Origin of the sequence: Gordonia sp. (in: high G+C Gram-positive bacteria), from assembly GCF_052106715.1 — a bacterium.
Classification (GTDB): domain Bacteria; phylum Actinomycetota; class Actinomycetes; order Mycobacteriales; family Mycobacteriaceae; genus Gordonia.
The window spans coordinates 60,437-74,632 of sequence record NZ_JBQEDL010000011.1 but is presented as its reverse complement, the minus strand read 5'-3'; the positions used below and the strand labels follow the sequence as shown (position 1 = coordinate 74,632).

13 protein-coding genes and 1 pseudogene are annotated in these 14,196 nt (G+C 67.8%); 10 read left to right on the top strand and 4 right to left on the bottom strand.

Annotation, left to right across the window (positions count from 1 at the left end):
* Position 1: 1 nt before the first annotated feature.
* The 6 genes and pseudogenes from ACTIMF_RS07830 to ACTIMF_RS07805 form a co-directional block, all read left to right on the top strand.
* Positions 2-709 (top strand): histidine phosphatase family protein, encoded by a 708-nt coding sequence (locus tag ACTIMF_RS07830; protein ID WP_442349714.1) that lies wholly within the window; start codon positions 2-4, stop codon positions 707-709.
* 64 nt (positions 710-773) lie between these two features.
* A complete protein-coding gene (gene octT, locus ACTIMF_RS07825; protein WP_442349713.1) occupies positions 774-1,511 on the top strand; it encodes a diglucosylglycerate octanoyltransferase in 738 nt (245 codons plus the stop codon).
* A gap of 2 nt (positions 1,512-1,513) precedes the next feature.
* Positions 1,514-2,362, top strand: coding sequence for a DegV family protein (locus ACTIMF_RS07820; RefSeq protein WP_442349712.1), 849 nt, complete (start codon positions 1,514-1,516; stop codon positions 2,360-2,362).
* A 111-nt stretch (positions 2,363-2,473) separates the two neighbouring features.
* Positions 2,474-3,478 (top strand): ComEA family DNA-binding protein, encoded by a 1,005-nt coding sequence (locus ACTIMF_RS07815; RefSeq protein WP_442349711.1) that lies wholly within the window; start codon positions 2,474-2,476, stop codon positions 3,476-3,478.
* Positions 3,478-4,065, top strand: a complete 588-nt coding sequence (locus tag ACTIMF_RS07810; RefSeq protein WP_442349710.1) for a DUF4131 domain-containing protein — start codon at positions 3,478-3,480, stop codon at positions 4,063-4,065. Before ACTIMF_RS07815 ends, ACTIMF_RS07810 begins: the two co-directional genes overlap by 1 nt.
* Positions 4,040-4,864 (top strand): annotated as a pseudogene (locus ACTIMF_RS07805) (ComEC/Rec2 family competence protein); the annotation flags it as partial. The gene ACTIMF_RS07810 and the pseudogene ACTIMF_RS07805, both read left to right, overlap by 26 nt.
* Before the next feature lie 76 nt (positions 4,865-4,940).
* On the opposite strand, the gene ACTIMF_RS07800 reads toward ACTIMF_RS07805, so the two are convergent.
* A complete protein-coding gene (locus tag ACTIMF_RS07800; RefSeq protein WP_442349709.1) occupies positions 4,941-6,362 on the bottom strand; it encodes an alpha/beta fold hydrolase in 1,422 nt (473 codons plus the stop codon).
* 127 nt (positions 6,363-6,489) lie between these two features.
* Here ACTIMF_RS07800 and holA point away from each other — a divergent pair, with 127 nt between their 5' ends.
* Positions 6,490-7,461 carry a DNA polymerase III subunit delta gene (gene holA, locus ACTIMF_RS07795; protein WP_442349708.1) on the top strand — a complete coding sequence of 324 codons (972 nt, stop codon included), beginning with the start codon at positions 6,490-6,492 and terminating at the stop codon, positions 7,459-7,461.
* A 100-nt stretch (positions 7,462-7,561) separates the two neighbouring features.
* Here holA and rpsT read toward each other — a convergent pair whose 3' ends face one another.
* Positions 7,562-7,822, bottom strand: coding sequence for a 30S ribosomal protein S20 (gene rpsT / locus ACTIMF_RS07790; RefSeq protein ID WP_442349707.1), 261 nt, complete (start codon positions 7,820-7,822; stop codon positions 7,562-7,564).
* A 212-nt stretch (positions 7,823-8,034) separates the two neighbouring features.
* Between rpsT and ACTIMF_RS07785 the strand changes: the two genes are divergently transcribed.
* Positions 8,035-9,135 carry a sulfotransferase family protein gene (locus ACTIMF_RS07785; protein ID WP_442349706.1) on the top strand — a complete coding sequence of 367 codons (1,101 nt, stop codon included), beginning with the start codon at positions 8,035-8,037 and terminating at the stop codon, positions 9,133-9,135.
* A 1-nt stretch (position 9,136) separates the two neighbouring features.
* On the opposite strand, the gene ACTIMF_RS07780 is transcribed toward ACTIMF_RS07785, so the two are convergent.
* Together ACTIMF_RS07780 and ACTIMF_RS07775 are read right to left on the bottom strand one after the other, a co-directional pair.
* Positions 9,137-9,535 carry a type II toxin-antitoxin system PemK/MazF family toxin gene (locus ACTIMF_RS07780; RefSeq protein ID WP_442349705.1) on the bottom strand — a complete coding sequence of 133 codons (399 nt, stop codon included), beginning with the start codon at positions 9,533-9,535 and terminating at the stop codon, positions 9,137-9,139.
* On the bottom strand, positions 9,532-10,203 hold the full coding sequence (locus ACTIMF_RS07775; RefSeq protein ID WP_442349704.1) for an alpha/beta hydrolase family protein: 672 nt from the start codon (positions 10,201-10,203) through the stop codon (positions 9,532-9,534). Before ACTIMF_RS07775 ends, ACTIMF_RS07780 begins: the two co-directional genes overlap by 4 nt.
* A gap of 110 nt (positions 10,204-10,313) precedes the next feature.
* Between ACTIMF_RS07775 and lepA the strand changes: the two genes are divergently transcribed.
* The gene (gene lepA / locus ACTIMF_RS07770) at positions 10,314-12,167 is read left to right on the top strand and encodes a translation elongation factor 4 (protein ID WP_442349703.1); all 1,854 of its coding nucleotides are present in this window, start codon (positions 10,314-10,316) and stop codon (positions 12,165-12,167) included.
* Positions 12,164-14,191, top strand: a complete 2,028-nt coding sequence (locus ACTIMF_RS07765) for a M3 family metallopeptidase (RefSeq protein WP_442349702.1) — start codon at positions 12,164-12,166, stop codon at positions 14,189-14,191. The genes lepA and ACTIMF_RS07765 overlap by 4 nt, the downstream gene beginning before the upstream one ends.
* Positions 14,192-14,196 lie beyond the last annotated feature (5 nt).

Genomic DNA, 14,196 nt, shown 5'->3' with positions numbered 1-14,196 from the left:
GATGCGCGGCGAACCGGACCCCGGCGACTCCAGCGTCGAGCGGCTCACACCGCGCGTGCGCCGTCTGATCTTGCTTCGCCACGGCCAGACCGTCTACAACGCGACGCAGCGAATGCAGGGCCAGCTCGACACCGATCTGTCCGACCTGGGTGTCGAACAGGCACAGATAGCCGGTCGGGCGATCGCGACTCGTGCGCCACTGGTGATCGTGTCATCCGATCTGCGTCGGGCATACGAGACCGCGAGAGCGGTCGGCGCGGTGACCGGCCAGGATGTCACGACCGACGAGCGCTTGCGCGAGACCTATCTCGGCGACTGGCAGGGTCTGACGCACACGGAGGTCGACACCGCATCTCCCGGCGCGCGTCGGTACTGGCGTGACGACGCGGCCTGGTCGCCGCCCGCAGGCGAGAGCCGCGTGGACGTCGCCGCGCGCATGGTGCCCGTAGTGACCGAACTCGTCGATGCCCTCGACGGCTGGGGTCGCGGCGACGATCCCGACGCTCCGGTGGTTCTCGTGGCGCACGGCGGCTGCATCGCCGCGCTGACTGCGCGACTCCTGGGACTGCCGGTCGCGAACTGGCCTATTCTCGGCGGTCTCGCGAACACCGCGTGGGTCCAGGTGTCGGGACACTCGACGACGGACACCGACGATCCGGTATGGCGGCTGGACGTATGGAACGCGTCGGCCGAATCGGCGGTCCAGTAACGTCCGGTCGTAATCGCAAGCCAGATCGTTTGGCAGCCAGCATCTCTCAACCGTAGGAGCGCACGTGTCGGGTTCTGTTCTGGTCCTCGCTGACTCACTGTCGTATTACGACGAGACGGGTGGCCTGGCCGCCGACGACCGACGTATCTGGCCGAATCGTGTGGGGGAGCGCGTCGGGCGTCGCGTCGAACTGTTCGCCCGCATCGGTTGGACCAGCCGTGATGTGTGGTGGGCGATGACCCAGGATCCGCGCATCTGGGCCGCGCTCCCGCATGCCGACGTCCTGGTGCTCGCGTACGGCGGAATGGACTCGTTGCCGTCGCCGTTGCCGACGGCGTTGCGCGAACAGATCCGATACATCCGACCCGCAGCCCTACGCCAGCGAGTGCGCGAGGCGTACTCGTGGCTCCAGCCGCGACTCTCGCCGCTCGGGTGGCCGACGGCGCTGCCGCCGCGGGTCACCGTCGAGTACTACGAGAAGGTGCGAGGCGCCGTCGCGCACTTGCGACCGGACCTGCCGATCGTCGTCTGCCTTCCGCCCACCCACGACAGCCCGTACTACGGGAACGCTCATCCCGGTCGCATCCCGACGACCACTGCGATCGAGAGGTGGGCGGGTGAGCACGGGTTGCCGACGGTGTCGTTCTACGAGACGACGGAGGCCGCGTTCGCCGATCCGGAGACGACGATGAACCCAGACGGCATCCACTGGAGCGTTGCCACACACTCCGCGATCGCCGAGGTGACCGCGCCAGTCGTAGAGGCGGCGCTCACCGCAATTCCGGCACCGGCTACCGTGTAGTCGTGCCTGTCGTCGTCGTCACCGATTCGTCGTCGCGATTGCCTGCGTCACTCGCCGACGCTCACGGGGTCGTGCAGGTTCCGCTGCATGTGACTCTCGACGAGGGCACCGAGTACCTCGAGGGTGTGGACGACGTTCCGCCCGAGGTCATCACAACATCCGGTGTGTCGACGTCGGGCGCGAGTCTCGCGGACCTGCGGCGCGCGTACGAAGACGCATTGGAACGCAGCGAGGGCGATGGCGTCGTGGCCGTCCATATGTCGCGCCGATTGTCCGGAACCTGGAGCGCGGCCCGACTCGCGGCGGACGCCGTCGACTCGGCTGTGCGCGTGGTCGACTCCAGGTCGGTAGGTGTGTCGCTCGGTTTGACGACGATCGCGGCGGTGCAGGCCGCCGAATCGGGAGCTTCGCGCGATGAGGTGTACGAGGCGACGGTACGCGCCGCGGCCACAGCGGAGTCGATGCTGTGCGTACAGAACCTGGACAATCTGCGCACGAGTGGCCGACTCAGTCTGACCGGTCGCCTGTTGGGTTCGGCTCTGTCGATCAAACCGATCCTGCACATGTCTGACGGTCTGCTCACGCTCCGCGAACGCCATCGCACCATGACGAAGGCGGTCGGGAAGATGGTGGACGCCGCCGTCGAACTCGCTGACGGCGAGGCGGTCACCGTCGGCGTCCAGCACTGCCAGAACCCGGAGCTGGCCTGTGAACTCGTGGACACGATGCTCGAGCGACTCGATGACGTCACGTCGACGTTGACCGTCGACCTCGGCTCCGTGCTGGGAACTCACGTCGGCCCCGGCGCCGTCGGCGTCGCCCTCGCCTTCGGACTGGACTCCCTCGACTGACCGAGCGGTCACGCGCGCCACACCTGTGCACAACGCGCCGTTCATCCACAGATCGCCCGTTTCGCCTGATCTTTCCTTTCCCGGTGCAGGCAGCGCACCTACCGTCCACTCATGGGGATGGAACTGCGGGCGGGCCGTAACCGCGACTCGGGGCCGGATCGATTGGCGCGTCTGATCAAGGCGCCCGACGACGAGTGGGACGAGGTTCGGCCAGAGTCCGACGACGTCGTCGACCGATGGGGCGCGACGGCGATGCCGGACTGGCTCGACACCCGACAGGGCAGACGGACGTGGAACGCCCGAAGCTCGGAAGGGTTCGACTGCCTCGACGACACACTTGACGATGCCAGCCTCGACGACGACGCGTCGACGGACGACGAGGACGACGAGTGGGACCCACCGCGGCGCCGCTGGACGATGATGCCGCCCGCAGCGATCGGCCTGATCCTCGTCGGGGTGCTCGGCTGCGGGTTCGCCGGGTACTCACTTCTGCGACAGAACGAGCCATCGACTCCGCTGGTGGCATTCGATGCGCCCGTCGACTCGTCAGGGGCGGCCTCGTCAGGGGCGGCGCCGCCGACACCAGGTACCGACACACCCGAGCAGACGAGCGCGAGACCCCCGTCTGCGGAGGTCGTGGTCAGTGTGGTCGGTCTCGTGCGGCGGCCAGGGCTGGTCAAGATACCCGCGGACTCGCGGGTCGCCGACGCCCTCGCGCGGGCGGGCGGAGCGCGTGCGAACGCCGATACGATGAGCTTGAACCTCGCGCAGATCGTGCACGACGGCGACCAGGTACTCGTCGGGAAGAAGGGCGACGATCAGGTCCGTAGCGCGGTCGTCGCATCCGGCGGTTCGACGTCATCGCCGGGTGGCAGTTCGGGAACAGGCAGCGGCACGGCGGGAGGGTCGAGCAGCAGCGGACAGTTGGTGAATGTGAACACCGCGACCGAGTCCGAGCTCGACACGCTGCCCGGTGTGGGGCCGGTGACGGCGCAGTCGATCATCGCGTGGCGGGAAGCCAACGGGTCGTTCGGATCGGTCGACCAGTTGGCCGAGGTGGATGGAATCGGAGAGGGACGCCTGGCGAAGCTCCGGCCGCTCGTCACCGTGGGCTGATGGCCGATCTTCGGCTGGCTGCGCCCGCAGCCGCCTGCTGGTCGACGACGATCATCGGGCTTGTTGCCCCGGCCCCGGCGACGCGAGTGGTGGTCGGGCTCCTGGTGGTCGGAGCCGTCGTCGCCTGCCTGCGGTCACGCGATCCGCGGTGGCGGCGCGCTGCCGTCACGGTTGTGGGCGTGTGTGGGATCGGCGCGGCGGGCGCGACGATCGTTCTACTGCGTATCGCCGCGGTCGATGCGGCTCCGGTCACCGAGACGGTCGGCAAGCCAGTCGTCGGGATGACGGTGGCGGGCGATCCGATGTACTGGCCGGGCGGGAAGCGGTTCACTGTCGCCGTCCAGGTCGACGAGATGTCCGGTCGCGCGCAACGTCCGGTGTCGGCGCGTCTGGCAGCGTCGTCGGACATCGGCGATCTATTGCCGGGGGAGCGACTGTCAGCGCGGGTTCGCGTCACTCGCGCTGCCGAGCCCGGGCGGGATCGACTGATCGCGGCCGATCTCACCGCGACCGGAGATATCGCCAGGCGCGGCGACGCGCCGTGGTGGCAGCGCGCGGCGGGTGGCGTACGTCTGCGGTTGCGGTGAGGTCGCCGCCCGGGCTCTCGGCGGACGTGCGGGCGGACTGTTGCCCGGTCTCATCCTGGGTGACACCGGCGGTCTGGACCAGGACACCCGCGACAACTTCCGCGCGGCCGGTCTGTCGCACCTCGTCGCGGTGTCCGGAGCCAACCTGGTCCTCGTGGTCGGTGCGGTCCTCCTGTGTGTTCGCGCGCTCGGCGCCCGACCTCGCATGGTGTTCGCGGTGGGTGTGGTGGCGGTGACCGGATTCGTGATCCTGGTGCGGCCCACCGACAGCGTCCTGCGGGCCGCGGTGATGGGCGGGGTCGGGCTGGCCGCGGGCCTGTCATCGCGGCGTTCTCAGGCGTTGCCCGCGCTCGGTGCGGCGGTGATCGTAGTGCTCCTGTGGTGGCCGGAGATGGCGTTGGCCCCCGGTTTCGCCCTCTCGGTGGCTGCGACCCTCGGGCTGGTCCTGTGGTCGGTGCCGATCCGGTTCGCGATGACTAACCGCGGGGTGCCGGAGTGGGCAGCGGCGTTGCTGTCGATGACGGTGGCCGCGCAGGTCCTGACGACGCCGTTGGTCATCGCGGTGAGCGGACAGGTGAGCGTTTTCTCGATCCCGGCGAATCTGCTTGCCGCACCGGTTGTCCCGCTGATCGGTATCACCGGGACGCTCGCCGCCGCGGTCGGCGCGCTCGGGCCGCGGTACGGGCCGCAGAGTGTGCTCGCGGACCTACTGGTGCGCGCGGCGGGGCCCGGGGTCCGGTGGCTGATCGGCGTCGCCGACCGGCTCGGCGGGCCCGGCTGGGTGTCGCCGGAGGTGCCCGGAGCGGCCGCGGCGGGAGTTCTGGTCGTGACCTGCGGCGGCACGGCGATCGCCGTCCGATCGTGGCGCAGGCGCGTCACCGCCGACGGGACGCCAAGTACTCGCGCACCTGGCGAGCGATGGCCGGGTCAGTGGTCACGTCGCCGTGTCCGACGCCGTCACGGACGAGGTGGCGAGCTCGGTCGCCCAGCACAGTCTTCACCTCCTCGGCCCATGCGATCGGAGTCGCGACATCGAAACGGTTGCTGAGGAGCAGGATCGGGAAGTCGCCGCCGGACCGGAATCCGTTCGCGGCCGACGGCTCTGGCCGCGGGGCGCCCGCGCAGGCCGTCGCATAGGCGAGCGCGTTCGTCGAATACGGAGTGTCCGGGTTCCCGCGCGCTGCAGCGTGCAGAATCGATCGCGCCGTCGACCAATCGCGAATCCCGAGGTCGAGGTCCGCGCACACGATCGCGTCGGGGTACACGTCGCGGATACCTGTCGGGGTCGCAGTCGGCGCGTCGGTCACGGGGTTGCGGTGGTCCACAAGAGCCCGAAGGGCCGATGCGGCCCCACTGAAGTCGTCGACACCGGCGCTGAGTTCGAAGGCCTGCACGACGCCTGCGGCGTCCCAATCCCTGCCGAGAGCCGTCTTGCCCGGAATCAGTCCCCGGTCGGCGTTCCGTTTCGCCGCGGCCATCGCGGCCGAGGCGCCCTCTGCTCGGATGGGACACTGCGGATCGGTGGCGCACCAGCCCGCGAACTCGTCGAACAACCGCTGATTGCCGCGGGCCGCCTCGGACTGGAACTGTTCGGCGGTCCGTCCCGGCGCGAGGACGCTGTCAAGCACCGCGCCCCGGGCCTGGTCACCGAATCGTTCGAGGTAGCGAGCGCCGAGCAGGGTCCCATACGATGTCCCGCTCACGACGACCCTCGGTGCGCCGAGCGCCCGACGGAACGCCTCGGCGTCGTTGGCGTTGCTGTATGCGTCGAGGTGGTCGATCAGCGACTTCGGACTCGTCGAGCAGCTCTGATACACAGTGTCGCGAAGCCCGCGGGTGCGCTCGAACGCCGCTCGATCGGCAGGCGGGGCCAGCGGTGCGGCGAGGACGGCGTCGTACGAGCACGTGACCGGCGCCGTGGAGGCCACTCCGCGGGGGTCGATACCGATCAGGTCGTAGCCGGGGGCCAGCGGTTTGAGTGTGCTGAAGCCGATGTCGGCGGTGGCGCCGGGGCCGCTGGGGAAGTCGATGATGGTGCCGCGGCGTTCGCCGTCGGCCCGCTGCCGGTACACCCGGGCCGTGAAGGTCGCGCCGTCCGGGTCGTTCCAATCGACCGGCAGGCTCATGGTGCCGCACTCGACATCGTCGGCGATGTCGTTTCGGGCGGGGTCGCACAGACCCCAGCTGATCGTGCGCCCATCGGGCGCGTCTTGCGGGGCGGCGACCGACTCGGTCGAGTACGCGACGGATCCGCAGACGGCGGATGCGAGGATCAGAGTCAGCAAATGTCTTCTCATACCGGCAATTACAGTCGGTGCGCGTCGCGCCGTCATCAGTCCGAAAGGTGATCTGGCGTCATCGTCGAGGATGACCCGCGATGTGCAGGTCCGGCGTCTTCAACGTCGACCGCGCGCGGATGGAAGGATGGACCTCGTGAGCGATCGGCTATTCCTCCTCCTCGGTGACGACGACTTCTTGACGGGACGCGTGATCTCCCGCATCGGTGCGGAGCGATCCCGTGAGGCGGGCGTCGATGTGCCCGTGACTCGTGTGCGGGCAGGCGAGGTCACGGCACCCGAATTGGCCGAACTGCTCAGTCCGTCGCTGTTCGCCGACGAGCGGATCGTCGTCATCGAGGCGGCCGACGCCGCAGGCAAAGAGCCCGCCGGATTGATCGCGGCGACGGCGAAGTCGGTGCCGGACGGCATCACGATGGTCGTCATCCACTCCGGCGGCGGACGCCAGAAATCGATGGTCGGTCTCCTCAAGAAGGAAGGGGCGCAGGAGTTCGCGTGCGTGGCGCCGAAATGGCCGAACGAGCGTGTGGACTTCGTGCGCGCCGAGTTCCGGGAGATCGGGGTCAAAGTGAGTCCCGAGGTCATCGAACTCGTCACGGACATGGTCGGCTCGGATCTGCGGGAGTTGTCGGCGGCCTGCCATCAATTGGTCGCTGACACCGGCGGGAAGGTCGACGCCGCAGCGGTCCGCACCTATTACACCGGGCGGGCGGAAGTGACCGGATTCGAGGTCGCCGACAAGGCCGTCACCGGCGATCTCGCCGGCGCGATGGAATCACTCGCCTGGGCTCAGCACCACGGGACCGCGCGCGTCCTGCTGGCCGATGCTCTCGCCGAAGCGGTATTCGGCATCGCACGTGTGCGGTCGATGGGCGGCGCAGACAAATACTCGGTCGCCTCCGAACTCGGCATGCCGCCGGGCCGCGTGGGAAAGATCCAGGGTCAGGCCCGTGCGTGGGACTCGGCGTCGATCGGGAAGGCGATGCTCGTCGTCGCGCAGCTCAACGGCGACGTGAAGGGCCAGGCCGCTGATATGGACTACGCCCTCGAATATGCGGTGTCGCAGGTCGCGCAGCTGAGGCCGCGGCGGGGTCGATAGCAGAAAAACCCCGACGGTCGCGTGGACACCGTCGGGGTCATCTGGTTACTGCTATGAAGATCTTTTCTGACGTCTCGCAGGCCGCGTGGCCGCGAAGGATTCAGAGCTTGTTGACTGCGAGAGCCATGGCCGACTTCTTGTTGGCGGCCTGGTTCTTGTGGATGACGCCCTTCGAGGCGGCCTTGTCGAGCTCCTTGCTCGTGCTGACCAGCAGTTCGGACGACTTGTCCTTGTCGCCCGACGCGACGCTCTCGCGGAAGGTGCGGATCGAAGTACGCAGAGCCGACTTGATCGACTGGTTGCGCTGACGGCGCGCCTCGTTGGTCTTGTTCCGCTTGATCTGCGACTTGATGTTTGCCACGCGAATTCCTTCTCGTCGTTTGTCAGCGGCCGTACGGCCGACCGTCGTGATGTGTTCTGGGCAGCGCTCCGCGACCGAGAGGTCGGCGACGAGTGCAACAGCGATCAACGATACCAGCGTGCGCGTACGCACCCAAATCCGTGAAGCACATCGTGCCCGGTACCGACGAGGTGGCTCGGTTGTAATCATCGTGATTCTAATAGGGTGGGGCCATGTCTGTCGTCTACGTCCACGTCGGTCTGCCGAAGACCGGCACCACGCACGTCCAGAGTCGTCTCTGGCGGAACCGGAATCATGCGATGGCTGCGGGTCTGCTGTACCCGGGCGTCAACATGGACGACCACTTCCATGCCGCGACCCACCTGCAACCCGAGCGGTACCTCGACTGGGCACGACCCGAGCATGCGGGAGCGTGGTCCGCGATGGTCGAACAGATGCGTCAGTGGCCGCAGCGTTCGCTCGTCTCGCATGAGTTGTTCGCGAACGCGGGAGCGGATCGGATCCGTCGACTGGTCGCCGATTTGTCGTTCGCCGACGAGGTCCACGCGATCCTCACCGTGCGTGACCTCGGCCGTCAGGTCCCGTCGGTCTGGCAGGAGAACGTCAAGAACCAGCGTCGCGCGACCCTCGACGAGTTCCTTGCCTCGATCAGCGCGGGGCCCGAGGCGCCGGGCGATGAACCGTTCTGGGAGTTCCAGGACTACCGGCGCATCCTCGCCGACTGGTCGGCGGTCATCGGTGCCGAGCGGGTGCATGTCGTGACAGTCCCGGCGAAGGGAACCAGCAAGCCCGGCGACGGGCTGTGGGAGCGCTTCTTACGCGTGATCGACCTCGACCCGGCGCGACTGCCCGAGCCGACAGTGCGTGACAACAGCTCGTTGTCGGCGTCGCAGACCGAGTTCCTCCGACAGCTCAACACCCGCCTCCAGCCGACCGACGTCGAATGGAGTCGCTACGAGCGGCTGGTCAAGCACGTCCTCATCCACGAAGTGATGTCGAACATCGACGCAGGCGCTCCCGTCGGGCTCGCTGCGGGACAGGTCGACTGGGTGGCTGACTACTCCGACGAACTCGTGTCGGCCATCATCGACGGCGGATACCCGGTGTCGGGGACGGTCGATGATCTGCGCGTCGCGCCCGGTGGGACGGACTCGGCGCCCCTCACCGACGGGCAGGTGTTCGACGCGGCGCTCGACGCGATCGCCGAGTGGGTCAAGGTCTCGGAGATCGTCGACCCGCCCGTGCGGTTGAAGACGCGCGTGGGCAACGTCGTTCGCGCCGTGCGACGTCGTTCGCAGGCCTTGCGGAGATAGCTCAGCTCCAGCCGAACCGTTCGCGCAGGGTGTCCGCGACCCTGTTGAACAGTTCCCGGTCACAGACGGCACCCTCCCGGCGGATGCCGTGCTCGGCGACCAGTAGGACGCGGTCGAGTCGAACGAAGCTCTCGCGTCCTTCGCGGTCCCAGCTGCCCGATCCGATGGCCTGCCAGTCGTCGTCGCCCCGGTGATAGTCCTTGCTCGACAGCATGAGCCCCAACAGGTGCTCGTCGTCGCGCCCGACGACGAGCACGGGCCGGTCCTTGCCTTGACTCGCGTCCTCTTCGAACGGTACCCAGGTCCATACGATCTCACCGGGGTCGGCGCTGCCATCGAGATCCGGGGCGTACACGACGCTCCGGGCGAGGTCGCCCGTCGCTCTCTCGGCGGGTCTCATCGGCTGGCTCGGAACTCGCGCGCAGCAGGCGCCAACCAGTCTTCGACCGCGTCTGCGGTCGTCGGGCCGACGCCGCTACGAGTGGGCCGCAGGCTGTGATCGGCCTTCTCGATCTCCAGTAGCCGCACCTGGCCGCCGAACATCGGGATGATCGCGGCGAACTCGGCGGAGGTTCCGAACGCGTCCGAACGCCCGTGGACGATGAGGGTCGGCGGTGTGATCTGGGGGAGGTGCTCGGTCCGGGCCTTCTCCGATTTGCCCGGCGGGTGCAGGGGATAGGAGGTCAGGAGTAGTCCGTCGGCGAGAGTCGAGTCCTCGGCGACTGCCATCGACGCCTGTCGCCCTCCGTACGACTGACCGCCGACGATCACCGGACCGTTCGTGTCGACCTCCGAGCGCACGGCCCCGACAGCCGCGCGGATCCCGTCCCGGTCGGCGGCGGCCTTCGACGGTGACGGCGGGCCCTTCGGTCGCTGCTGGCGATACGGGAGGTCGATCCGTGCGACGGCGAACCCGCGCCCGGTCAGTGACTCGCTCAGGACTCGTAGGAGAACAGACTGCCGGTCGCTGCCTGCGCCGTGTGCCAGGACGATCAGGCCTACCGGATCGTCGGGTGATTCGAGATCGGCGACGACGGCGTCTGCCGTCACGGTGCTGGCGTTCCTCACGCGGCCGACACTACCGGCGGAACGCCGGAGAATCGTCGCCTGTCGGGTCGGCGTGCGAAACTGGAGGGTGATCTGTGTGCCGGTTCCATCCCGGCCCCGCCGCCCGAGGAGTGAGTTCGATTCCCAGCTTCGCCGATACGACGTTCACCGATCCTGCCTCGATCAGGAACTTCTGCATCATTGCGCACATCGACCACGGCAAGTCCACGCTCGCGGACCGCATGCTGCAATTGACCGGTGTCGTCGAGGAGCGGGCGATGCGTGCGCAGTACCTCGATCGCATGGACATCGAACGTGAGCGCGGCATCACTATCAAGGCGCAGAACGTGCGACTGCCGTGGACGATGGACGGTCAGGAATACGTCATCCATCTCATCGACACCCCGGGGCACGTCGACTTCACGTACGAGGTGTCGCGTGCGCTCGAAGCGTGCGAGGGCGCCATTCTGCTGGTCGATGCGGCGCAGGGCATCGAGGCGCAGACTCTCGCCAATCTGTATCTGGCGATGGAGAACGACCTGACGATCATCCCGGTCTTGAACAAGATCGATCTGCCCGCCGCCGACCCGGACCGGTACGCGTCCGAGATCGCGCACATCATCGGCTGCGAACCCGAGGACGTCCTGCGTGTCTCCGGTAAGACCGGAGAAGGCGTACCCGCACTGCTCGACGCGGCGATCAGGCAGATTCCGGCGCCCGTCGGCGACTCGGACGCGCCTGCCCGCGCGATGATCTTCGACTCCGTCTACGACACTTACCGTGGCGTCGTCACCTATGTCCGTGTGGTCGACGGCAAGATCGTTCCCCGCGAGAAGATCGCGATGATGTCGACGGGCGCGACGCACGAACTGCTCGAGGTCGGCATCGTCTCGCCCGAGCCGAAGGCGAGCAAGGGGCTCGGGGTCGGTGAGGTCGGCTACCTGATCACCGGTGTGAAGGACGTCCGCCAGTCGAAGGTCGGCGACACGGTCACGAGCGCGCGGGGCGGCGCCCCGGAGCCGTTGACCGGATACCGCGAGCCGCGCCCGATGGTCTACTCTGGTCTGTACCCGGTCGACGGCTCCGACTATCCGGTCCTCCGCGAAGCGCTCGAGAAGTTGCAGCTCAACGACGCGGCACTGACCTTCGAGCCCGAGACGTCGGTGGCCCTCGGCTTCGGTTTCCGCTGTGGCTTCCTCGGGCTGCTGCACATGGAGATCACCCGCGAGCGCCTCGAGCGCGAGTTCAACCTGAACCTGATCTCCACGGCTCCCAACGTCGTCTACCGCGTGGAGATGGACGACGGCTCCGAGCAGATCGTCACCAACCCGTCCGACTGGCCGACCGGCAAGACCCGCAACATCTACGAGCCGATCGTCAAGACGACGGTCATCGCGCCGAGCGAGTTCATCGGCTCCATCATGGAGTTGTGCCAGACGCGGCGTGGTGAACTCGGCGGTATGGACTACCTGTCGGAGACGCGAGTGGAGATGCGGTACACACTGCCGATGGCCGAGATCATCTTCGACTTCTTCGACGCACTGAAGTCGCGGACCCGCGGTTATGCGAGCCTCGATTACGAGGAGGCGGGCGAGCAGGCCGCGGAACTGGTGAAGGTCGACATCCTGTTGCAGGGCGAGGCGGTCGACGCGTTCAGCGCGATCGTCCACAAGGACGCGGCGTACGGCTACGGCAACAAGATGACGAACAAGCTCAGGGAGCTGATCCCGCGCCAGCAGTTCGAAGTCCCGATCCAGGCAGCCATCGGGTCGAAGGTCATCGCACGCGAGAACATCCGCGCGATCCGCAAGGATGTCCTGGCCAAGTGCTACGGCGGTGACATCAGCCGTAAGCGCAAGCTGCTCGAGAAGCAGAAGGAAGGCAAGAAGCGCATGAAGACGATCGGCCGCGTCGAGGTGCCGCAGGAGGCGTTCGTGGCGGCGCTCTCCACAGACGCGCTCGGCGACAAGCCGAAGGGAAAGTGACCGGCGTGAACCCAGTCCTCGCCGACTCCGGCCTGCCCTACGGTCTGCCCGACTTCGCGTCGATCTCCGACGACGACTTCCTCCTAGCGTACGACGATGCGTTCGCCGATCATCTCGCTGAGGTAGACGCCATCGCATCCGCTTCCGATCCGGCGACGTTCGTCAATACTGCTCAGGCACTGGAGAACTCGGGTCGTGCGCTGGCGCGGGTCAACGGGATCTTCGTCAACCTCGAGGGTCCCGACAGTAACCCGCAGCGTGCGCAGATTGCGCAAGCGCTCGCGGTCCGGCTCACCGAGCACGGCAATGCGATCGCGATGAACAAGGCGCTGTTCGCGCGGATCGAGGCGGTCTACGCGACCCGCGAGGAGACCGGCCTGACTGAGCCGCAGCGTCGGCTCGTCGAGCAGCAGTACCGGGACGCGGTCCGTGCCGGAGCGGCCCTCGACGACGAGGGACAAGCGCAGATGCGGGAGTGGTCGTCGCGGCTCGCGACGCTTACTACCGACTTCGGACAACGTCTGCTCGACGACACGAACGCGTCTGCGGTGCTCTTCGAGGACGTCGCCGACCTGGACGGGCTGTCCGACGGCGAGATCGCGGCCGCACGGCGAGCCGCAGCCGACGCCGGCCGTGACGGCTGGCTCGTCGCGCTGGAACTGCCGTCCAGCCAAGGCAGTGTCGCCAAGCTGACCGACCCGGCGGCACGACGCCGCGTGTTCGATGCGTCGATCACCCGTTGCGCGCGCGGGAACGAGTTCGACACTCGCGATCTCATTCGCGAGATCGTCGAATTGCGCGCACGCCGGGCACGCCTCCTCGGCTACGCTGACCACGCCGAGTACGTGCTCGCCGAACAGACGGCTCCGAGCCCGAGGGCCGCAGCCGATCTCCTCGCCGAGCTCGGCGGCGCCGCGATGGCGGCGGGCGTTCAGGAACTCGAGCGCATCAGCGACGGGGCCCGTCTGGAGCCGTGGGACGTCACGTTCGCGCTCGCCGCGGCACAGCGGTCGGGCGGCGATGTCGATATCGACGAGTTCGAGCAGTACTGCGAGCTGGAGTCGGTGCTGCGCGACGGCGTGTTCGCCGCCGCACACGCCCTGTACGGGCTGAGCATGACCGAACGCCCGGATCTGCACGGCTACCACCCGGACGTCCGCGTCTGGGAGGTCACCCGCGACGGGGAGGGGATCGGCCTGTTCCTCGGCGACTTCTTCGCACGGCCGTCCAAGCGGGGCGGGGCGTGGATGAACAACATCGTCGACCAGTCCCGCAGCCTCGGGACGTCGCCGATCATCGTCAACGTGTCGAATCTGACGAAGCCGGAGGCAGGCGAGAAGTGCCTCCTCACACTCGATCAGCTGATCACCGTGTTCCACGAGTTCGGACACGCGATCCACGGTCTGCTGTCTGACGTGGATTACGCGTCGCAGTCGGGTACGTCGGTTCCCCGTGACTTCGTCGAATTCCCGTCGCAGGTCAACGAGATGTGGGCGCTGCACCCCGATGTGGTCGGCGGGTACGCTCGGCATTTCCGGACGGGTGAGCCCGCGTCGGCGGCGCTGCTCGACGCAGTGCGTGCGGCGACGGCAACCGAGACCGCGCACTCGACCATCGAATACTTGGCGGCCGCAGCCCTCGACTTGGCGTGGCACCGGCTCGGCCCGGATGAGATCGGTTCGGACGTCCTCGTGTTCGAGGAGCAGGCGCTGCGTGAAGCCGGGCTGTGGTCGGAGCTGATTCCGCCGCGCTACCGCACCACGTACTTCAACCACGTGTTCGCTGGCGGCTACTCGTCAGGCTACTACTCATACATCTGGTCGGAGGTTCTCGACGCGGAGACCGAGCAGTGGTTCCTGGCCGGCGGCGGACTCGATCGCGAGCTCGGACGTGCGTTCGCCGACGCCGTGCTCTCGCGGGGCGACAGCGTGGATCCGGTGCGTGCGCACGCGGCGATGCTCGGCCGTGACGCACAGATCGGACCGCTGCTGGCGCGGCGCGGGCTCGCCGCGACCGGCGAGTAGGGTGA